Source organism: Herbidospora mongoliensis (assembly GCF_001570545.1).
GTDB classification, from domain to species: domain Bacteria; phylum Actinomycetota; class Actinomycetes; order Streptosporangiales; family Streptosporangiaceae; genus Herbidospora; species Herbidospora mongoliensis.
The window spans coordinates 604322-625590 of record NZ_BBXD01000008.1; the positions used below are offsets into that span (position 1 = coordinate 604322).

Sequence of the window (21269 nt, forward strand, 5' to 3'; positions counted from 1 at the left end):
GGGGGTTAGCCAGGACGCTCTGTTGCAGGCTGTCAGCGCCGCCGTTCTCGCGGTCACCCGGCACCTCTCTCCTCGGGAGGTGCTGCAGGTCATCGTGCGTTCGGCCCGGGAGCTCCTCGACGCGCGCTATGCCGCGCTCGGTGTCCCCGACGACGACGGAAGCTTCGCCGAGTTCGTCGCCGACGGCATCAGCTCCGAGCAGTGGGCCGCGATCGGTCCCACTCCCCGTCAGCACGGGCTGCTGGGCGCGATGCTGCGGGAGGGCACGCCGGTCCGGCTCGGCGACGTGCGGCGCGACCCGAGATTCGACGGCTGGCCGAAGGCCCATCCGGTGCTGAAGGACTTCCTCGGCGTGCCCATCCAGGACGGCGACCAGGTCCTGGGCATCATCTTCCTGGCCAACAAGGCGTGCGGCCCCTTCACCCCCGAAGACCAGGACGTCCTCACCCTGTTCGCCGCCCACGCCGCCATCGCGCTGACCAACTCCCGTCTCTACGAGCGCGCCCGCGAACTCACGGTCATCGAGGAGCGTCAGCGGATGGCGCGCGAACTCCACGACGCCGTCACGCAGAAGCTCTTCTCCCTCCGGCTCACCGCGCGGGCCGCGTCCGCGCTGGTGGCCACCGATCCGGAACGGGCCGCGCGGGAGATCGACACCGTCCAGCGGATGGCCGGGGAAGCGCTCGCCGAGCTGAGAGAGGTCATCGTCGAGCTCAGGCCGGCCGAGCTCGACAGCCACGGCCTGATCGAGACGCTGCGGAAGAACGCCCGCCTCCTCGACCGGCTGCACACCGCGACGATCACCTTCGAGGGTCAGTTCGAGGGCGAACTCCCGGCCGCGATCGAGGTCGCGGTGCTGCGGGTCGCCCAGGAGGCCGGGCACAACGCGCTGCGTCACTCGGGCTGCTCCGAGCTGCGGATACGGCTGAACCACGATCGCGCGGGCCTCGTCCTCGAGGTCGCCGACGACGGCTGCGGCTTCGACGGCGAGCCCACCCGGGGGCTCGGGCTGGAGTCGATGCGTGACCGGGCGGCCGGGGTCGGTGGCAGGCTGGAGGTGATCTCCCGGCCGGGGGCCGGGACGACGGTGAGGATGGTGGTGCCGACATGATCCGGGTGCTGATCGCCGACGACCATCCGATCGTGCGCCAGGGCCTGCGCACGTTTCTCGAGGTACAGGGTGACATCGAGGTCGTGGGGGAGGCCGGTGACGGCGCCGAGGCGGTCAAGCTGGCCCGCGCCCTGTCACCCGATGTGGTGTTGCTCGACCTGAAGATGCCCGTCCTCGACGGGCTTGGCGCGCTGGCCGAGCTCGGCGGGCTCGCCAAGACGATCGTGCTGACCTCGATGACCGATCGCGGTGACGTCGCGCCCGCGATGCGGGCCGGGGCGGCCGGATTCCTCTACAAGGACGTCGACCCGTCGGCCCTGGTGTCGGCCATCCGGGCCGTCCACGGCGGGCAGGTCGCGCTCGCGCCCGAGGCGGCCGAGGCGATGCTGCGCCCGTCGGCCGAGGTGGTCGCGCTGACCGACCGGGAACGCGAGGTCCTGACGCTGATCGCCGGCGGCCGGTCCAACCGGGAGATCGCACGGGCGCTCGACGTGGCCGAGAAGACCGTGAAGACGCATGTGTCGAACGTGCTGATGAAGCTGGGCGTACAGGACCGCACCCAAGCTGCCCTGTACGCCGTGCGGCACGGACTCGCCTAAGCGATCAGGTGCCCTTCTTGCGGTTGCGCGTGGGGGCGCGGTCGGGCTTGGGCGGGGGCGGGGGCGGCGGCACGTACACCGGCTTCTTGCTCTTCTTCTTGATCGAAGGGGCGACGATCTGGGTCTTCACGGTCTTGGTGTAGATCCAGCCCTTGATGCCGAGGTCGCGGAGCCGCTTCTCGTCGAGGTCCCCTGCGCCCGCGGGCACGTCGAAGGTCATGCCGCCCAGCTTGGCGGTGGCGGTGCCGCGGGTCCTCTTGTTCAGCGTGACCTGGACCGTCAGCCACGTCGTGTCGGTCTGCCAGTCCTCTTCCGGCTCGGGGTAGAGGATGGGCGGCGGCCAGCACCAGAACTCGTTGCCCTCCCACGTGCACGAGGTGCCCTTGGGGCCGTTCCATTTCAGGGTGCTGATGATGCCCTTCGGGAGGATGCCCCCGATGTAGTAGTAGTCGGCGCTGTACGGGCCGAGGTTCGTGATCTCGAAGTAGTAAGTGATCTTGGCGCCGGCCTTCACCTTCTTCGGATAGACCACGTGGTGAATCTTGAAGGTCGCGTAGGGATCCTTCTTCGCGGTGACGCTCTTGGCGGCGCTGACGACGGCCGGCGCGGCGATCGCGGGCAGGCTCACCCCGAGCGGAACTAAGAGCATGAGTCCGGCTGCGATGCCGGAAGTTCTGCGCATGAAAATCTCCGTTGGACAAGACATGGCATTCCCCGTATGTCTAGACCATTATCACTTTGGAACGGTTGAGCACTACTAGACTTCGCGTAGAGTTGATCGTTTTGCACGGGGGAGAATCGCAGTGCCGCCTACATCGCCATTACGGCCTGGCGAGCCCACTGAGCTGGGGGTTTACCGCATCACCGGGCGCCTTGGGGAGGGCGCCCAGGGTGTCGTGTACGCCGGGACCGCACCGGACGGGAGTCCGGTCGCGATCAAACTGTTGCGCGTTACGGACGCAATCGACGCAGACTCCTTCCTCCGGGAGGTGTCCGCCGCACGACGTGTCGCGCAGTTCTGCACGGCCCAGGTGCTCGGTGCCCACATGGACGGCGACCGGCCCTACATCGTGTCGGAACTCGTCGACGGGATCTCGCTCCAGAAGGTCGTCCAGCAGGACGGGCCACGCACCGGCGGCAACCTGCACCGCCTCGCGGTCGGCACCATCACCGCGCTGGCCGCGATCCACCGGGCCGGGATCGTGCACCGCGACTTCAAGCCGTCGAACGTGCTCATCGCCCAGGACGGGCCGCGCGTGATCGACTTCGGCATCGCGCGGGCGCTCGACTCGTCGTCGACGCTGTCGAGCGGCGTGGTCGGGACACCCGCCTACATGTCGCCGGAGCAGATCGAGGCCAAGCGGGTCGGGCCGCCGTCCGACATGTTCAGCTGGGCCGTGACGATGTTCTACGCGGCGACCGGGCGGCCCGCGTTCGGCCACGACAGCCTGCCCGCCGTGCTCTACCGGGTCATGAACGACACCCCCGACATCTCGACGCTGCCCGACCTGCTCCGCCCGATCGTCGAGGCCAGCCTCGACAAGCAGGCCGACAACCGCCCCACCGCGAGCGAGGCCCTGTTCGCGCTGCTCGACCACCAGGTCGACGACGACCTCGACAAGTCCCTCCTGGCCGGCCTCAACGCCGCCTCGAAGAACGGGAAGAACGGCAGGAAGGACCCCGCGCCGCCCGCGCGCCCGTTCGTCGCCGCCACGCCGCCGCCGGAGAAATCCTTAGAGTCCGGTACGCCAACACAGACGCCCCAGCGGCCCGCGAGCACACCCCAGCAGGCGACGCCGGGCTTCGCACCACCGGACCCGCAGGCGCCCCATCTCCGGCCACCGGGGCAGAGCTTCCCGCCGCCCGGTCAGAGCTTTCCGCCGCCGGGCCACCAGGCGCAGCCGGGTTACCCGCAGGGTCCGGGCCAGAGTTTCCCGCCGCCGGGTCATCAGCCCGGCCCCGGTCAGAACCCTCCCCCGCAGGGTTATCCGCAGAGCTATCCGCAGGGTCCCGGCCCGAACTACCAGCCGGGTCCGGGGCAGAGCTATCCGCCGCCCGGGTATCAGCCCGGTCCGGGTTACCCGCAAGGACCTGGTCAGAGTTACCCGCCCCCCGGCTACCATCCGCAGCCCGGTCAGAGCTTTCCCCCTCCGGGTTACCAGGTGCAGCCTGGCCCGAACCAGGGCTTCCCCCCACCCGGCCAGCCCCTGGTCCCGGCCAAGGGCAAGGGCAAGGCGAAGTCCAAGCCCCCTAAGGACGCGCCGCCGCTCGCCGACTCCGACGCGACCACGTTCCACCCCCGCCCCGATCCCACCGGCGGCTGGCTGGGTGAGGAGCCCCCGACGAAGAGCAGGGCGGGGCTGGTCACCGGGGTCCTCGTCGGCATGCTCGCGGTGGCGGCCACCGCGCTGTTCCTCGTGCCGAACCTCTTCCAGGGCGAGGACGAGCCGGAGCCGATCCCGGCCGCCGCCCAGGGCGGGATCACCCAGGAGCCGGTCGTCGACCTGCCGGCCACGACCGCCTCGGCCTCGGTCCCTTCGCCGGTCGCGGCGTCCCCGTCCCCGGCGCCCTCCCCTAGCCCGTCCGCGTCCCCGACCCCGACGGCGGCCCCGGTCCCCGCGCTGGGCAAGCAGGACGGCCGCTCCATGGCCGGTCACCGGAGTTCGGTCTATTCGGTCGCCGTCGGCGGCGAGAAGGACAACCCGGTCGTCGTCTCCGCCAGTGTCGACCGGTCGGTGCGGATGTGGAGCGCCGAGTCGCACAAGGCGCTCGGCAAGCCGATCTACGCCCACGGCGACTGGGTCTACGCCGTCGCCACCGCCGAGGTCAACGGCCGCCCGCTCGCCGTCACCGGCAGCCGCGACGGCTCGGTCCGCGTCTGGGACGTCGACAAGCGCAAAGCCGTCGGCGGCGGCCTGTGGGGCCACGGTGACTCCGTCTACACGGTCGCGATCGGCAAGGTCGGCAGCAAGTGGGTGGCCGCCTCCGGCGGCGCCGACGGCAGGATCCGGCTCTGGGACCTGAAGACCCGCCAGCCCATCGGCGGGGGCATCCGGGCCCACAACGACGTCATCAACTGGCTCGCCTTCGGCGAGGTGGGCGGCAAGACCGTCATCGTCTCGGCCAGCGAGGACAAGACGCTCAAGGTCTGGGACGCCTCGTCCAGGAAGCAGTCGGGCAAGACGTTCAGGGGTCACGGCAAGCCCGTCTACTCCGTCGCCACCGGCGAGGTCGACGGCACGCCCGTCGCGATCTCGGGCGGCGAGGACAAGAAGATCCGCGTCTGGAACCTGAAGACCGGCAAGCAGATCGGCAAGTCGCTGACGGGCCACAAGGACAACGTCTACTCGCTGGCCTACCGGGAGATCGGCGGCCACCCGATGGCGGTCTCCGGCTCCACCGACGGCACGCTGCGGATGTGGGACCTGGCGGAGTCCGAGGAGGTCGGCAAGCCGGTGAAGGCGCACGACGGCAAGAACGTCTACTCGGTCGGGTTCGCCGAGGTCGACGGCGAGACGCTGGTCGTCTCGGCCGGCGAGGACAAGCGCGTCAGGTTCTGGAAGCTGGCGAACTAGACGAGACGGTCTGGAGCCGGGCCATCTCGTCGTCGGACAGCCGCAGCGTCCCGGCGGCCACGTTCTCCTCGAGATGGTCCGGATTCCCGGTGCCGGGGATCGCGAGTACGTGCGGTCCGAGCCGGAGCGTCCAGGCCAGCCTGACCTGCGCGGGGGTCGCGCCGTGGGCGCGGGCGATGGCGAGCACCTGCGGGTGCTCGGCCGAGGTGGCCCCAGACTCCCGCCCGGCGCCCGCGATGGCGAAGAACGGCACGAAGGCGATGCCCTGCTCGCCGCACCTGTGCAGGAGTTCCCGCTCCTCGGCCGGTGTGCCGATGCCGAGGGGGTTCTGCACGCACACCACCGGCGCGATGGCCTGGGCCTCGGCCAGGTGCTCCGGTTTGGCGTTCGACACCCCCAGGTGGCGGATGAGGCCGGCGTCGCGGAGTTCGGCCAGCGCGCCGAAGTGATCGGCGATCGAGCCGGTCGTGCGGCTCGGGGGGATCCGCAGGTTCACGACGTCGAGGTGGTCGCGCCCGAGCTGGCGCAGGTTCTCCTCGACCTGGCCGCGCAGCTGCTCCGGCGTGGCCCACCACCACGCGCCCGACGGGTCCCGTGCCGGCCACACCTTCGTGGTGATGACGAGGTCGTCCGGGTAGGGGGCCAGCGCGCGGTTGATCAGCTCGTTGGCCGAGAGCCGGGACGAGAAGTAGAAGGCGGCGGTGTCGATGTGGTCGACCCCGAGGTCGATCGCGCGCCGCAGCACCCCGATCGAACGATCGCGGTCACCCGGGACGCCGGGTCCGAAGGCGACGCTGCCGGTCAGGCGCATCGCGCCGAAGCCGATCCGGTTGACGGTCAGGTCGCCGAGGGTCCAGGTGCCGGCCGCTGCGGCGGGGGTGGTCCGTGTGGTCATGGTCAGGTCCTTGCCTGGCGGGGTGTGGGCATGAAAAAAGCCTCCCCGGCGAGCCGGGAAGGCCTGATCAATGGGTAGATTCTACCACTCCGCTACGCGCTGAGCTGTTCGAGGATCGCGTGGTGGGCGGCGACGCGCGCACGGCGTACCGCATGATCCAGGGCTTTGAGCGCCTCGCGTCGCGAGGCGAGCTGACCGGAGGTCAGGCCGCGCTCCTCGGCCAGCCGCAGCGCGAGCGAGAGGCGGGCCGCGAGGTGGCCGACGCGGTGGGCGCGCCCGGGATAGCCGGGCGCCAGCGCGCCGTCGACGTGGTCGAGCGCGGGGAAGCCCTGCATCGGCCCGTCGACCGAGGTCAGCGCGTCGGTCGCCGACCGCATCGCGGCAGACAGGGCGCGTTCGGCGTCGGCGAGCTGTGGCACGTCGGCGTCGGCGGAGTGGGCGTCGTGGCTGGTCCAGCGGATGCCCGAGTAGGAAGATCCGCGCCGGTCGGGCGAGGGCACCAGCCCGAGCCGCCGGTTGCCGAGCACGGCGATGACGGCCTGGCCCGCCTCCAGCGCGGCGCCGTTGAACACCGGCGGACCGGTGAGCCCGAGAAGATCTCCCGGAATGGGCAGTGCCAGCCGGAACGAGGTCAGCCCGGTCGTCCGCAGCTGCGCGAGAAACACGCGCAACGGCGACTCGCCAGTGATGTCCGTCACGATCTGGGGACCGGCCGACCGCTCAAGCGCGTCGACGGCATCGTCGAGACCGGCGTGGCCGGTCAGCCAGGCGTTCCCCCAGGAGACCAGGGCCGCGGAGATCGGTGAATCGGTGCGCACCCCAACCACGATAAGGCAATAGATTTTACGCGGACGGATTCGGACGTGAGGGGGATCGTCGTGGGCGGTCAGGTGCTCAACATGCGTGGCGTCGCAATTCGGCGCGACGGCGCGGTCCTGGTACGCGACATCGACTGGGCGGTGGCGGAAGACGAACGCTGGGTGGTGATCGGTCCAAACGGCGCCGGCAAGACCACATTGCTGCAGATCGCCGCCGCATTGCTGTTCCCCACCGACGGTGCGGTCGACATCCTGGGCGAGCGCCTGGGCCAGACCGACGTGTTCGAGCTGCGTCCCCGCATCGGCCTGGCCAGCTCGGCGCTGGCCGAGAAGGTCCCGCCGGAGGAGAAGGTCATCGACCTCGTCCTGACCGCCTCCTACGCGATCCTCGGCCGCTGGACCGAGGAGTACGACTCCCACGACGTCACCCGCGCCGTCGAGCTGATCGACCAGCTCGGGTGCGCCCACCTGATCCGCCGCCGGTTCGGCACCCTGTCCGAGGGCGAGCGCAAGCGCGTCCAGATCGCCCGCGCCCTCATGCCCGACCCCGAGCTGCTGCTGCTCGACGAGCCGGCCGCCGGGCTCGACGTCGCCGCCCGCGAAGACCTCGTCCGCCGTCTGTCCCAGCTCGCGCAAGACCCGAAGGCGCCCACGATGGTGCTCGTGACCCACCACGTCGAGGAGATCCCGGCCGGATTCACCCACGCGATCATGCTGCGGCACGGTTCTGTCGTCGCCCAGGGGCCGCTCGAATACGTGATGACGAGCGACAATCTGTCGAAAACGTTCGGAGTTCCGCTGAATCTGGAGCGCAACGCCTCCGGCCGTTGGTACGCCCGGCCATTCTGATATTCCGTTCTCGCCCCTCAGGTAAAGCGGCGCCCAAATATCATCGACTCCAGTCGCACAGACTGGAGTGGACGCATGACCCAGCTCGTCATCACCCTCGTCGTGGTCTTCCTCGCCGCGTTCGCGCTGGCCCGGACGATTCGGATCGTGCCGCAGGCGACCGCGAGAATTGTTGAACGATTCGGCCGATATCACCGCACTCTGAACGCGGGGCTGAACATCGTCGTTCCGTTCATCGACCGCATCAAAGTCGAGGTCGACCTGCGCGAGCAGGTGGTGACGTTCCCTCCGCAGCCGGTCATCACCTCCGACAACCTGGTCGTCTCCATCGACACGGTGATCTATTTCCAGGTGACCGATCCGAAGGCGGCGACGTACGAGATCGCGAGTTTCATCGTCGCGGTCGAGCAGCTGACCGTGACGACCCTGCGCAACGTGGTCGGCGGCATGGACCTGGAACGCACTCTGACCTCCCGCGAGGAGATCAACACCGAGCTGCGCGGGGTGCTCGACGACGCGACCGGCCGCTGGGGCATCCGGGTCAACCGGGTCGAGCTCAAGGCCATCGACCCGCCCGCCTCCATCCAGACCGCGATGGAGAAGCAGATGCGCGCCGACCGTGACAAGCGCGCGGCCATCCTCACCGCCGAGGGCAGCAAGCAGGCGGCCATCCTCACCGCCCAGGGCGAGCGCGAGGCGGCCGTGCTGAAGGCGCGCGGCGAGGCCGAGGCCGTGGTGCTGCGGGCCCAGGCCGACGCCGAGGCCCGCGCGATGCGCGCGAAGGGTGAGGCCGACGCGATCGGCATGGTCTTCAAGGCCATCCACGACGGCAACCCGGATCAGAAGCTGCTGGCCTATCAGTACCTCCAGATGCTCCCGGAGATCGCCAAGGGCGACGCGAACAAACTCTGGATCGTGCCGTCCGAAATGGGCAGAGCGCTGGAGAACCTGGGCGGCCTGTTCCAGCCCCCGGCCGGCTCCGCGAACGAGCTCCCGGCCAAGCTCCCTGCGGGCTCCGCGAACGAGCTCCCAGCCGCGCCCTCGGCCAGCCTGGCGAACGAGCTCCCAGCCGCGCCCTCGGCCAGCCTGGCGAACGAGCTTCCCGCCAAGCCTCCGGCATCCTGACCGGTGTTTCGGGCGGCTGACGGGAATCGGCCCGGGCGCCAAGCCCCCGTGTTCTGACCGGAAGCTCCGCCCCGCGTCCTGACCTCGGGCGGCTGACGCCTAGGATCGCGTCAGCCGTAACGGAATGAGGGTCTGTGACACCGTGGGAAGCGGTCGCGGTGTTCGCGGCCGGCGTCGGGGCGGGCGGCATCAACGCCGTCGTCGGCTCCGGTTCGCTGATCACATTCCCGACGCTGCTCGCGCTCGGCTACCCGCCGATCGTCGCGAACGTGTCCAACAACATCGGGCTGGTGCCCGGCGGTGTCACGGGGGTGCTCGGCTATCGTGCCGAGCTCAAAGGCCAGAAGGACCGGCTGATCAGGCTCGGCGTCGCCTCGGTCCTCGGGTCCCTGCTGGGCGCGTTCCTGCTGCTCCGGCTCCCGGCCGAGGCCTTCCAGGTGATCGTGCCGGTGCTGATCGCCATCGCGCTGGTCCTGGTCGTCATCCAGCCCAAGATGGCCGGGTGGATCTCCGGCCGCCCCCACAAGGACCACGGCGGCCCGTGGCTCTGGCTGGGGGTCTTCGGCGGCGGCATGTACGGCGGCTACTTCGGGGCCGCCCAGGGGGTCGTGCTCATCGGGCTGATGGGCCTGTTCCTCAACGAGGAGCTGCAGCGCCTCAACGCGGCCAAGAACCTGCTGGCGCTGCTGGTCAACTTCACCGCGGCGATCCTGTTCATCGCGATCGCCGAGGTCGACTGGCTCGTGGTGGCGCTGATCGCGGTGGGTTCGGCGCTCGGCGGATACCTCGGGGCCAGGATCGGGCGGCGCATCCCGTCGCCGATCCTGCGCGGGGTGATCGTGGTGGTGGGAGTCGTCGCGATCGTGAAGTTGTTGGCTTGATTTATGCGTACAAATTATCGAAAACGGGTATGAAAACCCACGTGAAAGGCGATCGCGTAGAAATCGTCATCGACGCCGGAGGCACTCCCAAAACCTACGAGGTCATCGCGACGAAGGCAGGCCGCCGGGTCGAGGTGACCACCGGCCGGGGCGTCGTCGAGGTCTCCGAGGTGACCAGGAACGGCACTCCGGTCCGCACCGCCCGGTTCATGCAGAGCAGGGTGCTCGCTCTCGTGGAGCACCCGATCGACGCTAGTGAGCCGGCCTGACCTGAACCACGCCGTCGCGGCGCACCCGAGTCTCGAACGAGGGTTGCTTCGCCGTCGCCGGGCCGTGGATCACCGCGCCGTCGGCGATCCGGAACACGCTGCCGTGCCACGGGCACACCACGCACGGCTCGCCGTTCTCGACCGTCACCCGGCCCTGGTGCAGCGGCCCGGCCAGATGGGAACACCCGTCGGCCAGCACCGTCACGCCCTCGCCCAGGCGCAGCACGAACAGATCGATGTAGCCCAGCCTGCGGGCCACCGGGCGCCCGTTGGGCAGGTCGCTGATCGGGCCCAGGTCGTGCCAGCCGGTCGGCACCAGATGGCTGACCTGCTCGGCGTGGTTGGCCCCGGCGGCGAGCCGGTAGGCCAGATGACCGCCCAGGTAGGCGCCGGCGCTCGCGGCCATCAGCCCGGCCAGGGCGAACGCCCGCCCGGCCTTCTCCCTCCCGGCGATCCGGAAGGCCAGTGATCCGGCGTAGAGGCCGACGGCGGCGGCGTTCGTGAGGGCGTGCACGAACCCGACCCGCTGCTGTTCCCGGTGCAGAGTCGACCAGTCGGTGATGCCCGCCGCGGCGGTCGGGAAGGCGCTCGCCAGGCCCGCGGCCAACACGGTCCGGGCGGCCATGGGATCTGACTTGGTCACGTCGAGAATGGCGGTGGCCACGAAACAGCCGACGGCCACGGTCGCCAGCGGCGGGTGCACCGGATGGCCGATCGGCACGCCGTGCAGGGCGTCGCGCACCCAGCCGGGCCCGATCCGGGCTCTGACGGCCTTGGCGAGACTTCTGATCGGCTTGTCGAGCGTCGTGACGTGTTCGAGCCGGTCGAGCAGGTCGCCGCCACCATTGCCATTTTTGCGTGGCTTCGCGGACTTCTCGGTGGATCTGTCCATCGATGTCACCCCCTGACACGACGTACCCGGCCTGTCAGGAGACGAACATCATCGCGCGAGGTGACCTCGGGCCACGGAGGTCTCCACCAGGTCGTGGGCGTAGGCGCCCAGCGTGGGGGAGCCTTCCTCGATGATCGCGACGTTGGCGAGCACCTGGGAGGCGGTGACCTTGTAGAGCGCCCAGGTGCCCCCGTCGTTGTGGTGGTTGGCCATGATCGGCGCGAGCCGGTCGAGGGCCTTGGCGTAGCGGGACTCCGGGGTCAGCCTGGCCTCGAACTCGTCCCACAGCTCTCGAAGGGGCCTGGCCTGGTCACCGGGGAGTAACCCGAAGATCCGGTCGGCGGCGTCCCGCTCTGCCGCCTCTTGGGCCTCGACGGCCACCCGGTCGTAGATGAAGGTGTCACCGGCGTCGATCTCGACGATGTCGTGGACGAGCAGCATCCGCACCACCCGGTCGATGTCGGTGCCGGCCGGGGCGTGCTCGGCCATCACCAGCGCCCAGACGCCGAGCTGCCACGAGTGCTCGGCGTCGTTCTCACGGCGCGATCCGTCGATGAGGGTGTTGCGGCGGATGACGCGCTTGAGCTTGTCGATCTCCACCACGAAGGCGAGCTGAGCGTCGAGGCGATCCCGGTGCTGCGCGATGGTCACCGCGCCACCCTATTCTCTGGTGATCAAACGCGGCACAGGATCACCGGAACACCGTTGAACACGGCATTCCCGGACAGCGGATCGATGATTTTTTCATCCGTGAGCACGTTGACGTTCACTCCGGCGTTTCCGGACGCCACCCGTTGCCTCACTCCGTCGTGCCCCCAGCCGTGCGGAAGGCTCACCACGCCCGGCATGATCTTGTCGGTCGGCTCGAGGACGACGGTCAGCTCTCCGGCGGCCGACTGGATGAGGGCGTGCTCCCCGAGCCCGAGCCGGTCGACGTCGGCGGGGTTGATCTGGAGGGTGCAGCGGTTCGTGCCGCCGACGAGCGGCCCGATGTTGTGCAGCCACGAGTTGTTCGATCTCAGATGGCGCCGGCCGATGAGCACGAACTCCGGATGGGCCTCGTCGAGCCTGGCCCTGAGCCTCTCCACATCCTCGATGATCTCCGGCGGGGCGAGCTCGACCTTGCCCGAGGCGGTGGTGAGGATCTCGGGGAGGCGCGACTGGAGCGGCCCCAGGTCCAGGCCGTGGGGGTGCTCGTCACGGAGTTTGCGCAGCGTGAGGTCACCGCCGTTCCATTTCCCGTACGGCCCCAGCCTGAGCATGGCGTCGAGGCGCTTCTCCGCTTCGTCGTCCCCGTCGAGCTCGGCGGGATCGTGGTCGCCGACGAGCTGACCGATGATCATCTCGTCGAGCGCGGCCGGGTCGGCGTCGGCGCCGTAACCGGAGGCGATCATCGCCAGGCGTGCCAGGATCTCCGACTCCGACGGCCTGTTCCCCGTGGTCGGCGAGGCCGGTCGTTCGGTGCCCGGTCCTTCGGTGGCCGACACTGCGGCACCCGACGCTTCAGCACTCGGTGTTTCGATGTCTGGCGTGTCGATGATCGGCGGGGAGTAGCGGGCGTAGTTGCGCACCGCGAAATTGAGCAGGGCGAAGTCGTAGTGGCCGGTGGCGAGGAGTCTCGGTGGGGGCAGGATGACGTTCGCGTGCCGCGTCGTCTCGTTGAGGTAGATGTCGACGCTGACCATGAAATCGAGCCGCTCCAGCGCCTTCGCGAGCTTCGCCGCGTTCGGCGCCGAGCTGGCCGGGTTCCCGGCCACGGTCACCAGGGCCCTGATGCGCCCCTCGCCGGGGGTCTCGATCTCGTCCGCCAGGGTCGCGACGGGGAGCTCGCCGTTGGTCTCTTTCAGGCCGCGTACCCGGCTGGCCCATCTTCCGGTCCTGTACGGCTTGCGCCTGCGCGGCCCCTCCGTCGCCGGCGTCGCGAACATGGCCCCACCCGGGCGGTCGAGGTTGCCCGTGAGCACGTTCAGGACGTCGACCAGCCACTGGGTCACCGTGCCGAACTCGGCGGTGCAGGTGCCGATGCGGCCGTAGACGGCGGCGCTGGGGGCGGCTGCGAGGGCGCGCGCAAGTCGTACAGAGACCTCTGCGGGGACGCCGCAGGCGGCCTCAACCACGTGCGGCGGGAAGTCCTTGACGACCGCCTCGACCTCGGCGAGCCCCTCGACGGGCAGTCCGATGGAGACGAGGTCCTCGGCGAAGAGCGTGTGCGCGATGCCCGCCAGCAGGAACGCGTCGGTGCCCGGCCTGATGAAGACGTGCTCGTCGGCCAGTTCGGCGGTACGGGTCCTGCGGGGGTCGACCACGATGAACGTGCCGCCGCGCTTCTGCAACGCCTTGAGTCGGCCGGGGAAGTCGGGCGCGGTGCAGAGCGACCCGTTCGACTCCAGCGGGTTGGCGCCCAGCATGAGCAGGAAGTCGGTGCGATCGAGGTCGGGCACCGCGATGGTCATCGGGTGGCCGAACATCAGCCCCGAGGCGACGTGTTTCGGCATCTGGTCGGCCGTGCTCGCGGAGAAGACGTTGCGGGTCCCCAGCGCCCTGACCAGCGGCCCGCCGTAGAGGGCGCCGGCCATGCTGTGGGCGCTGGGGTTCCCCAGATAGATCGCCCGCTCGGGTCCCGAGATGGCCTTCAGGCCCTTTTCGACGGCTGCGAAGGCCTCCGGCCAGCTCACCTCGCGCCACTGGTCACCCTCGCGAACCAATGGTGCGGAGAGCCGGTCGGGGTCTTCGTCGAGCCGCCCGAGCGAGGCGCCCTTCGGGCAGATGTAGCCCTTGCTGAACGGGTCGTCCCGATCGCCGGTCACCTTCGTGACGTGTGTTCCGTCGAGGGTGAGCGTGAGACCGCAGACGGCCTCGCAGAGCGGACAGGTTCGGTGGACGGTCGTCATGATTTCATCGTGCGCCGTGAACAGGAGGGGGCGGAAGCCCCAGAACGGAATAAAATTCTAGGACTTCCACCACGCCCAGACGCCCCCGCGGACCGTCCGGGCCTCCCCCTGAGCCATGCCCGGCGCCCGGTGGGCACGACCCAGCTCAAAGCGAGACGCGAACGGCCGCCGGCCGGTCGTGGCTCGCGCTTGGAATCTGTCTCATAACGGTCAGGCCGCTCCCGCCAGGACGAGCCGAGCGGCCTCCTCGACGACACGGACGACGTCGAAACGGGGGTCGCGGTAGACACGGCTCCCGAAGCCTTTGCGTGTGGTGGTCCACTCCAGCTCGTAGGCCCAACGATCCTGCGCTGAGCACAGCCGCCGATCGGCTCCATCACGGAGCAGTATGAGTCGGGCCTTGCATAGCAAGAGTGCGTTGGTACGGTGGAAGGGCAGCATTGGAGACTCCTTATCGGTGGCTTCGAGTGGAGCTCTCGGGTCGGGTCGTAGGTGGCAGCCTTCGGCCCGGCCTTTTTTCCTTGCCGGAAGGTCGCATAGGCGCTGAGTGTCCGGTTAGCGATCTTCTGTGAAGCTTTCTATCCCGATGTTCCATCAGAAGATAATTGTCGGCAAGACGTGGCGAAAAAATTCCTGAAGCATACACTGCAAGGAAGCCTGCAAATTGCACTAGGATGCGGGGTTGGGCTTTCCAGATGATCGCCCCCAGTCCTGCTCGACCTCGATGGCGGGAGACCGGGATGGCTGACAACGAAAGTGCCAGCCCTCGCCGACGCCGACTTGGTCAGCTGTTACGCAACCTTCGTGAATCCACCGGTATGACCGGAGAGCAAGCGGCGGCCCGCGTGGGCTGGTCCGCCGCAAAGGTGAGTCGCATCGAGACCGCCAAAACGCTTCCCAGCGAGGACGACATCTCCATCTTGGCCGATCTCTACAAGGTGGATGAAGCAACCCACCAAGGCGCGCGCAAGCTCCGCCACGACGCCGTCCAAAAGGGCTGGTGGGAGAAGTACGGCGATTCCCTGGACCAGGGTTTCGGCGTGTTTGTCGGCCTTGAGGCGGAAGCCACCACATTGCGTAACTGGGAACCGCAGGTGATCCCTGGTCTGTTGCAGATCGAGGACTATGCGCGGGCTCTCATGGAGAACACCATGCAGCCGATCGTGCAGATTCCGCCCACGTGGCAGCGCGATCGTCTGGAGGTGCGGATGCGTCGGCAGCAGATGCACTTGTTCAGCAAGGATCCGCTTCAGCTGCTGGCCGTGCTCGACGAGGGCACTCTCGGGCGTCGGGTGGCAGCTCCGGATGTCATGTCCAGGCAGCTCCAACATCTGCTCAAGATCTCTGAACTCGGGCACATTGAGATCAGGGTCATCTCGCGAATGACGCCTTCACCGGTGAACTCCGCGCCGTTCGTCCACTTCAAATTCGATGACTTTCCCGACACTGTTTACCTTGAGGTTCTTGAGGGGTCGAGGTACCTAAGTGACGTTCAGCAAGTCTATTATTACGAACGGGTGTTCGATCATTTGATGGGGGTGGCGCTCGATGAGGGATCCTCGCGGCACCTTATCAATGAGCACCTGAGGTCATGGCAGGCCGCAGCATGCCTTGACCAGGAGAAAGAGTCGGCCAGTCAATGAACATGAGCGGTGCGGTCTGGAAGAAAAGCTCCTGGAGTGCTCAGGGCAACTGTGTCGAGGTAGCTCAACTCGACGGTGGCCAGGTAGGAGTCCGGGACAGTAAGAACCAGACCGGCCCCGCCCTCGTCTTTACACCTGCTGAATGGCGCGCCTTTGTCGGCGGAGTGAAGGATGGGGAATTCGACATCTAACGTGACGCGGGGTCCGATTGAGGCTTCGAGCCTCCAATCGGACCCTAAGCCTCACGTTTTGGGACATTGAGGCCTTTGGCTCCCTATCGTCATCCTTAGTGTGACCAAGACGAAAAGGGGTGGGCCGTGTCGAGTGTCGACATGTCCGATGCCGTCTGGCAGAAGAGCCGATACAGCAACCAGGGCAACTGTGTTGAAGTGGCTCGACTCGCAGGTAGTTTGTTCGCGCTCCGCAACAGCCGGGACCCGGATGGGCCTGTTCTGATCTTCACTGGCGCCGAGTGGGCCGCCTTCTCCCATGGGATGAAGGACGGCGAGTTCGACTAAAGGGGAAGAGACCGAACGGCCCGCATCCTCGGTGGGGAGGGCGCGGGCCGTAACCTTGTCCTGGTTAGTCGATGCCGAGACCCCGGGCCACGCCCTGGCCGAGGTCCTTGTGCACGTTGGTCCAGTACTCCACCACGCGCTTCTGCACGTCAGGAGTCATCTCCGGCGCCGACGCGTGCCCGACGATGTTGTCCTTCAGGTTCGCCCTGTCCTCGTCACTCAGCACGTTCTCCCACAGCGCCCGGGGCTGCACGAAGTCGTCGTCCTCGGCATGCGGCTGGTACGCGCTCCGCATGATCTCGCCCGTCACCTCGTAGGTGTCGTCCGCGTAGAGGTCGTTCAGCGCGGCGGGGCCGTTCATGCTGTTGGGCGCGTACACCGGGTCGGGCATGTTCGCGTACCGCATCGCGCCGTCCTTGTTGTAGCTGTGGACGGGAACGCGAGGCGCGTTGATCGGCAGCTGCTGGTAGTTGGGCCCGATCCGGTACCGGTGGGTGTCCGGGTAGGAGAACAGCCGCCCCTGGAGCATCTTGTCGGGCGAAGGCCCGATTCCCGGCACGAAGTTCGACGGCTCGAAGCCCGCCTGTTCCACTTCGGCGAAGTAGTTCGCAGGGTTCCGGTTCAGGGTGAACCGGCCGATGGTGATCTCCGGGTAGTCGCCGTGCGGCCAGACCTTCGTCAGGTCGAACGGGTTGAAGCGGTAGTCGGCCGCCTCCTCGAACGGCATGACCTGGACGTTCACCGTCCATGACGGGTGGTCGCCGCGCTTGATGGCGTCGTAGAGGTCGCGGATGTGGAAGTCGGCGTCCATGCCGATCATCGCGTTCGCCTCGGCGTCGGTGAAGTTCTTGATGCCCTGTTCGGTGCGCAGGTGGTATTTGATCCAGAACTTCTCGCCGGCCGCGTTGTACCAGAGGAATGTGTGCGAGCCGAAGCCGTGCATGTGCCGCCACGACGCCGGGGTGCCCCGGTCGCTCATCAGGAACGTCACCTGGTGGGCCGACTCGGGGGACAGGGTCCAGAAGTCCCACTGCATGTTGTGGTCGCGCATGTGGTTGTCGGCGCGGCGCTTCTGGCTGTGGATGAAGTCCTGGAACTTCGACGGGTCCCGGACGAAGAAGATCGGGGTGTTGTTGCCGACGAGGTCGTAATTGCCCTCGTCCGTGTAGAACTTGATCGCGAATCCGCGCGGGTCGCGCTGGGTGTCGGCGCTGCCGAGCTCACCGGCGACCGTCGAGAAGCGCAGGAACAGATCGGTCCGGGCGCCCTTCTGGAACAGCCCGGCCTTGGTGAACTGGCTGACGTCCTCGGTGATCTCCATGAACCCGTGGGCGCCGCCGCCCTTCGCGTGGACGACGCGCTCGGGCACCCTCTCCCGGTTGAACTGGGCCATTTTCTGGATCAGGTAGTGGTCCTGCAGCAGAAGCGGGCCGTTCGGGCCGGCGGAGAGCGAAAACTCGTCGCTCGGAGCCGGGGTGCCGGAATCCGTCGTCGTACGAGGCCTGTCAGTCATGGGGTGTCCTCCAGAAGCGGTCTGGTCTACCACCACTCTCCCCACCGTACGACTCTTAACTTGAATGACTCAAGTAAAGGGGTTGACCTGGTTTGACCGGCAAGAGTCTCTATAAGGCGCGAACCTTCATGAGATGGCATGCTCTGACCCGTGAGACGTGCAATTGCGATGTTCGCCGTAGCTGTCCTAAGTGTCGGATGTGCCGCCGCCGTGGACGATCCCGGCGTCGAGCGCGTCAAAGCGCCCGAGCAGGCGCCCGCACGGGCTAGCGCGTCTCCCAAACCGGTCAAGAAGCCGTTCACCATCGCGTTCGGCGGTGACGTCCACTTCGAGGGGATGCTGCGGACGCGGCTGAACACCAACCCCAAGACCGCGCTCGGGCCGATCGCCAAGGTGCTGTCGAAGGCCGATCTCGCGATGGTCAACCTGGAGACCGCCATCACCGAGGCGGGCACCCCCGCGCCGGGCAAGCAGTTCACCTTCCGCGCCCCGGCCACCGCGTTCACCGCGCTGAAGGCCGCCGGGGTCGACGTCGTGTCGATGGCCAACAACCACGGCATGGACTACATGCAGAGTGGCCTGGACGACTCTCTCGCCGCCATCAAGAAGGCCAGGTTCCCCGTGGTCGGGATCGGGCGCAACGCGACCGAGGCGTACAAGCCCTGGAGAAAGGTCGTGAACGGCAACAAGGTCGCGATCATCGGCGCGACCCAGGTCCTCGACGCCGAGTTCATCTCCGCCTGGACGGCCACCGGCGGCCAGGGCGGCCTCGCCTCCGCCAAGGAGGAGGAGCGCCTGCTCCAGGCGGTCAGGAACGCCAGGAAGAACAACGACACCGTGATCGTCCACCTGCACTGGGGGACCGAGCTGCAGAAGTGCCCCAACGAGGCGCAGCTCTCCCTGGCCCCCAAGCTGGTCGAGGCGGGCGCCGACGTCGTGGTCGGCGGGCACGCGCACATCCTGCTCGGCGCCGGCTACCTGGACAACGCCTACATCAGCTACGGCCTGGGCAACTTCGTCTTCTACAACTGGGGCCCGGACACCGGTCGTACCGGCGTGCTGACCCTGACGATCAACGGCCGCAAGGTGATGAAGGACACCTGGACACCCGCGCGCATCAACGGCGGGGTGCCGGTGCAGGTCACCGGGTCGGCGGGACGGCAGGAGATCGCCTACTGGCGGTCGCTGCGGGAGTGTTCCGGGCTTTCGGCCAAGCCGTGAATTGTTAAGGGCCTGGTCATGGCGCAGTAAGCCCCACCAGCACTAGCGTCTTCTCATGACGCAGCGGTCCCAGTTCATTCTCGACGTCCTGATGGGCGAGTTCGGCGACTCCATCGGCCGTGAGCCGGGAGCGTTCCGGGCGAAGTTCCGCAAGATGGCGGCCTCGCCGTTCGCCTTCTACCGGGGCAGCGCCTGCCTGTTCTACGCCGACCTCTCGGGCGAACTGGCCGACGACGGGTTCCTCGACGACCTGACCCGCCGCGTCTGGATCCACGGCGACCTGCACGCCGAGAACTTCGGCACCTACATGAACTCCTCCGGCCGCCTCGTCTTCAACGTGAACGACTTCGACGAGGCGTATGTCGGGCCGTACATCTGGGACCTGAAGCGGTTCGTGGCGAGCGTCGCGCTCATCGGTTACGCCAAGGCGCTGTCCGACGACGTCATCACCGACCTGGTGAGCGAGTTCGCCGGCTCCTACCTGCACGAACTCGGCGCGATCGCGCACGGCGGCGACGACGCCATCGGGTCGCTCACGCTCGAGACGACCACCGGGGTGCTCCACCGGGTGCTGCAGACCGCGCGGTTGAACACGCGGGTCTCGCTGCTCGACGGGGAGACCACGATCGAGAACTACGAGCGCCGGTTCACGATCGCCGAGAACCGCCACGCGGTCGACGACGAGACCCGCGACGCCGTGCTGGCGGCCTACGAGGGCTACCTGGCCACGCTGCCGCAGCCGCTCAACCCGCTCGAACACGTCGTCAAGGACATCGCCCTCCGTCAGGGCATCGGCATCGGGTCGGCGGGGCTGCCGTCGTACAACCTGCTGCTCGAAGGGCACACGCAGGCGCTGGAGAACGACGTCATCCTGTACATGAAGCAGGCCCAGGTCCCCGCGGTCGCCCGCTACATCGACGACGAGAAGGTGCACGGCTACTTCAAGCACCAGGGCCACCGCACCGCCGAGTCGCAGCGCGCTCTCCAGGCCTACGCCGACTCCTGGCTCGGATACGCCAGCCTCAAGGGCGTCGGCCAGCTCGTCGCCGAGGTCTCGCCCTACTCGGCCGACCTCGACTGGAGCGACGTCAACGAGCCCGCCGAGATCGCCTCGGTGATCACCGACCTGGGCCGCGCGGTCGCCCGCATGCACTCGGTCGCCGACGACGAGTCGAGCCACGACCTGGTCGACTTCTCCACCGAGGAGGCGATCGTCGCGGCGATCGGCGACAAGCACGCCGAGTTCACCGCCCTGCTCGTCGACTTCGCCCACCGCTACGGCGCCCGCGCTCGCCAAGACCATCAGCTTTTCGTGGATCTGTTCCGTAACGGCCGATTCCGCGGTCTGTAGTTCTCCGGGCAAGATAGGGAGAGTGTCCAGCCAGCCCCTTGACTACTGTGACGATGCCGGAAACTCCTCTCTACGCCGTCAGCCGACGCAGCGCCGCAGCGCGCGCCGGGTCGAGCGGATGCTCGACGCCTGCGCGGAGCTGCTGGACGAGCTCGGTTACGACGGCCTGTCGACGACCAGGATCGCCGAGCGCGCCGACGTGGCGATCGGCTCGGTCTACCAGTTCTTCCCCGACAAACGAGCCATCAGCCAGGCTCTGACCAGGCGAAACGTCGAGCTGTTCGTGGGCCGGGTGGGCCGCCGCTTCATCCGCGAGGAATACGCCGGATGGTGGGACGCGGTCGACGCGATCATCGACGAGTACGTCGAGATGCATCGCTCGGTCCCGGGTTTCAAGTCGCTCCGGTTCGGCGACGCGGTCGACCTCAACCTGCTCGACGCGGGCAGCGACAACAACACCGTCATCGCCGGCCGCCTGCGCGGGCTCCTGCTGAAGGAGTTCGGGATGGCCGACAGCGAACGTCTCGACACCGCCGTGGTGGTGGCCGTCGAGGCCGGCGACGCCGTGATGAAACTCGCCTTCCGGCGTCACCCCGACGGTGACCCCGAGATCATCGCGGAGGCCAAGACGCTGGTACGCAGCTATCTGTCCCGCCAGCTACGCGACTTCAACGGGCCGGCCGGCCGGCCCACGCCTGCCGCTCGATCTGGCTCCTGATGATCGCCTCGACGGCCGCGCTGTGAACCTGCCTCACAGAAACCGGCGTCGGCGTGCGCGGCACGACCAGGGTGATGCGTTCCAGCTGGGGCTTGCACGGTTGTCGTTGAGCCGTTTGGTAGCGAACCTGCGCGGCGCGCAACTCGGCGTCGCGCAGTTCGAGGGTGCGCATGTCGGCGCCCCGGGCCGTTCGGATGTCCTGCAATTGCGCCCGCAGGCGGAGCACTTCTCTGACAGCTTGGTCGTGGGCCTCGAAACGCGCTGCGACATAACCCGCCAAACCGGGCAGAATTGCCGCTGCCATGAGCGCGCAGGCCACTGTGAAGGTCGTCTGCTTTCCAACGCCCATCGCAGTCCCGTCACCTCCATATGGAGCTCAGGTCCCGTCAAATATGCCCTT

General features: G+C 68.0%; 21 protein-coding genes. 13 read left to right on the forward strand and 8 right to left on the reverse strand.

Features of this window, described 5'->3' with window-relative positions; all coding sequences use genetic code 11:
• Positions 1 to 22: 22 nt before the first annotated feature.
• Both AW272_RS03025 and AW272_RS03030 read left to right on the forward strand, forming a co-directional pair.
• Positions 23 to 1111, forward strand: coding sequence for a GAF domain-containing sensor histidine kinase (locus AW272_RS03025; RefSeq protein ID WP_245657169.1), 1089 nt, complete (start codon positions 23 to 25; stop codon positions 1109 to 1111).
• Positions 1108 to 1710: a response regulator gene (locus tag AW272_RS03030; protein ID WP_066360849.1), complete on the forward strand. Its 603-nt coding sequence runs from the start codon at positions 1108 to 1110 to the stop codon at positions 1708 to 1710. The genes AW272_RS03025 and AW272_RS03030 overlap by 4 nt, the downstream gene beginning before the upstream one ends.
• Positions 1711 to 1714: 4 nt before the next feature.
• Here AW272_RS03030 and AW272_RS03035 read toward each other — a convergent pair whose 3' ends face one another.
• Positions 1715 to 2359: a hypothetical protein gene (locus AW272_RS03035; protein WP_157518231.1), complete on the reverse strand. Its 645-nt coding sequence runs from the start codon at positions 2357 to 2359 to the stop codon at positions 1715 to 1717.
• 154 nt (positions 2360 to 2513) lie between these two features.
• Between AW272_RS03035 and AW272_RS03040 the strand changes: the two genes are divergently transcribed.
• Positions 2514 to 5285: a WD40 repeat domain-containing serine/threonine protein kinase gene (locus tag AW272_RS03040; protein WP_083957886.1), complete on the forward strand. Its 2772-nt coding sequence runs from the start codon at positions 2514 to 2516 to the stop codon at positions 5283 to 5285.
• On the opposite strand, the gene AW272_RS03045 is transcribed toward AW272_RS03040, so the two are convergent.
• On the reverse strand, positions 5260 to 6180 hold the full coding sequence (locus tag AW272_RS03045; RefSeq protein ID WP_066360852.1) for an aldo/keto reductase: 921 nt from the start codon (positions 6178 to 6180) through the stop codon (positions 5260 to 5262). The two genes, AW272_RS03040 and AW272_RS03045, sit on opposite strands and share 26 nt — an antisense overlap.
• A 92-nt stretch (positions 6181 to 6272) precedes the next feature.
• A complete protein-coding gene (locus AW272_RS03050; RefSeq protein ID WP_174551787.1) occupies positions 6273 to 6998 on the reverse strand; it encodes an Rv1486c family protein in 726 nt (241 codons plus the stop codon).
• A gap of 60 nt (positions 6999 to 7058) precedes the next feature.
• Between AW272_RS03050 and AW272_RS03055 the strand changes: the two genes are divergently transcribed.
• The 4 genes from AW272_RS03055 (at position 7059) to AW272_RS03070 (ending at position 10122) form a co-directional block, all read left to right on the forward strand.
• Positions 7059 to 7847 (forward strand): ABC transporter ATP-binding protein, encoded by a 789-nt coding sequence (locus AW272_RS03055; protein ID WP_066361210.1) that lies wholly within the window; start codon positions 7059 to 7061, stop codon positions 7845 to 7847.
• A 75-nt stretch (positions 7848 to 7922) separates the two neighbouring features.
• Complete coding sequence (locus AW272_RS03060) at positions 7923 to 8972, forward strand: SPFH domain-containing protein (protein WP_083957888.1); 1050 nt, start codon at positions 7923 to 7925, stop codon at positions 8970 to 8972.
• 134 nt (positions 8973 to 9106) lie between these two features.
• Entirely contained in the window at positions 9107 to 9853 is a 747-nt protein-coding gene (locus AW272_RS03065) for a sulfite exporter TauE/SafE family protein (protein ID WP_066360853.1), read from the forward strand.
• Positions 9854 to 9894: 41 nt separating this feature from the next.
• A complete protein-coding gene (locus AW272_RS03070; RefSeq protein ID WP_066361211.1) occupies positions 9895 to 10122 on the forward strand; it encodes a DUF8836 family protein in 228 nt (75 codons plus the stop codon).
• On the opposite strand, the gene AW272_RS03075 is transcribed toward AW272_RS03070, so the two are convergent.
• The 3 genes from AW272_RS03075 to AW272_RS03085 are packed head-to-tail and all read right to left on the reverse strand — an operon-like array spanning position 10106 to position 13905.
• Positions 10106 to 11014, reverse strand: a complete 909-nt coding sequence (locus tag AW272_RS03075) for a Rieske (2Fe-2S) protein (protein ID WP_066360854.1) — start codon at positions 11012 to 11014, stop codon at positions 10106 to 10108. The two genes, AW272_RS03070 and AW272_RS03075, sit on opposite strands and share 17 nt — an antisense overlap.
• 48 nt (positions 11015 to 11062) lie before the next feature.
• Positions 11063 to 11665, reverse strand: coding sequence for an HD domain-containing protein (locus tag AW272_RS03080; protein WP_066360855.1), 603 nt, complete (start codon positions 11663 to 11665; stop codon positions 11063 to 11065).
• 23 nt (positions 11666 to 11688) lie between these two features.
• Complete coding sequence (locus tag AW272_RS03085) at positions 11689 to 13905, reverse strand: molybdopterin-dependent oxidoreductase (protein ID WP_066360859.1); 2217 nt, start codon at positions 13903 to 13905, stop codon at positions 11689 to 11691.
• Positions 13906 to 14645: 740 nt separating this feature from the next.
• Here AW272_RS03085 and AW272_RS03095 point away from each other — a divergent pair.
• The 3 genes from AW272_RS03095 (at position 14646) to AW272_RS03100 (ending at position 16066) form a co-directional block, all read left to right on the forward strand.
• The gene (locus tag AW272_RS03095) at positions 14646 to 15548 is read left to right on the forward strand and encodes a helix-turn-helix domain-containing protein (RefSeq protein WP_066360862.1); all 903 of its coding nucleotides are present in this window, start codon (positions 14646 to 14648) and stop codon (positions 15546 to 15548) included.
• Between the two features lie 2 nt (positions 15549 to 15550).
• Positions 15551 to 15739 (forward strand): DUF397 domain-containing protein, encoded by a 189-nt coding sequence (locus AW272_RS40280; RefSeq protein ID WP_439649132.1) that lies wholly within the window; start codon positions 15551 to 15553, stop codon positions 15737 to 15739.
• A gap of 126 nt (positions 15740 to 15865) precedes the next feature.
• On the forward strand, positions 15866 to 16066 hold the full coding sequence (locus AW272_RS03100; protein WP_369408712.1) for a DUF397 domain-containing protein: 201 nt from the start codon (positions 15866 to 15868) through the stop codon (positions 16064 to 16066).
• Positions 16067 to 16130: 64 nt separating this feature from the next.
• Here AW272_RS03100 and AW272_RS03105 read toward each other — a convergent pair whose 3' ends face one another.
• Positions 16131 to 17579: a catalase gene (locus AW272_RS03105; RefSeq protein ID WP_066360863.1), complete on the reverse strand. Its 1449-nt coding sequence runs from the start codon at positions 17577 to 17579 to the stop codon at positions 16131 to 16133.
• A gap of 150 nt (positions 17580 to 17729) precedes the next feature.
• Between AW272_RS03105 and AW272_RS03110 the strand changes: the two genes are divergently transcribed.
• The 3 genes from AW272_RS03110 to AW272_RS03120 are packed head-to-tail and all read left to right on the forward strand — an operon-like array spanning position 17730 to position 20869.
• Entirely contained in the window at positions 17730 to 18800 is a 1071-nt protein-coding gene (locus tag AW272_RS03110; RefSeq protein ID WP_083957894.1) for a CapA family protein, read from the forward strand.
• Positions 18801 to 18855: 55 nt separating this feature from the next.
• Positions 18856 to 20151 carry a DUF2252 domain-containing protein gene (locus tag AW272_RS03115; protein ID WP_066360865.1) on the forward strand — a complete coding sequence of 432 codons (1296 nt, stop codon included), beginning with the start codon at positions 18856 to 18858 and terminating at the stop codon, positions 20149 to 20151.
• A gap of 22 nt (positions 20152 to 20173) precedes the next feature.
• Positions 20174 to 20869 (forward strand): TetR/AcrR family transcriptional regulator, encoded by a 696-nt coding sequence (locus tag AW272_RS03120; RefSeq protein WP_066360866.1) that lies wholly within the window; start codon positions 20174 to 20176, stop codon positions 20867 to 20869.
• On the opposite strand, the gene AW272_RS03125 is transcribed toward AW272_RS03120, so the two are convergent.
• Complete coding sequence (locus AW272_RS03125; protein ID WP_066360868.1) at positions 20820 to 21218, reverse strand: hypothetical protein; 399 nt, start codon at positions 21216 to 21218, stop codon at positions 20820 to 20822. The genes AW272_RS03120 and AW272_RS03125 overlap by 50 nt on opposite strands.
• Between the last annotated feature and the right edge of the window lie 51 nt (positions 21219 to 21269).

Excerpts from the sequence above, each read along its gene's own strand:
- AW272_RS03030 (WP_066360849.1), top strand. The coding sequence starts at position 1,108 with ATGATCCGGGTGCTGATCGCCGACGACCATCCGATCGTGCGCCAGGGC.
- AW272_RS03035 (WP_157518231.1), bottom strand. The coding sequence starts at position 2,359 with ATGCTCTTAGTTCCGCTCGGGGTGAGCCTGCCCGCGATCGCCGCGCCG.
- AW272_RS03045 (WP_066360852.1), bottom strand. The coding sequence starts at position 6,180 with ATGACCACACGGACCACCCCCGCCGCAGCGGCCGGCACCTGGACCCTC.
- AW272_RS03060 (WP_083957888.1), top strand. The coding sequence starts at position 7,923 with ATGACCCAGCTCGTCATCACCCTCGTCGTGGTCTTCCTCGCCGCGTTC.
- AW272_RS03075 (WP_066360854.1), bottom strand. The coding sequence starts at position 11,014 with ATGGACAGATCCACCGAGAAGTCCGCGAAGCCACGCAAAAATGGCAAT.
- AW272_RS03085 (WP_066360859.1), bottom strand. The coding sequence starts at position 13,905 with ATGACGACCGTCCACCGAACCTGTCCGCTCTGCGAGGCCGTCTGCGGT.
- AW272_RS03095 (WP_066360862.1), top strand. The coding sequence starts at position 14,646 with ATGGCTGACAACGAAAGTGCCAGCCCTCGCCGACGCCGACTTGGTCAG.
- AW272_RS40280 (WP_439649132.1), top strand. The coding sequence starts at position 15,551 with ATGAGCGGTGCGGTCTGGAAGAAAAGCTCCTGGAGTGCTCAGGGCAAC.
- AW272_RS03105 (WP_066360863.1), bottom strand. The coding sequence starts at position 17,579 with ATGACTGACAGGCCTCGTACGACGACGGATTCCGGCACCCCGGCTCCG.
- AW272_RS03115 (WP_066360865.1), top strand. The coding sequence starts at position 18,856 with ATGACGCAGCGGTCCCAGTTCATTCTCGACGTCCTGATGGGCGAGTTC.
- AW272_RS03125 (WP_066360868.1), bottom strand. The coding sequence starts at position 21,218 with ATGGGCGTTGGAAAGCAGACGACCTTCACAGTGGCCTGCGCGCTCATG.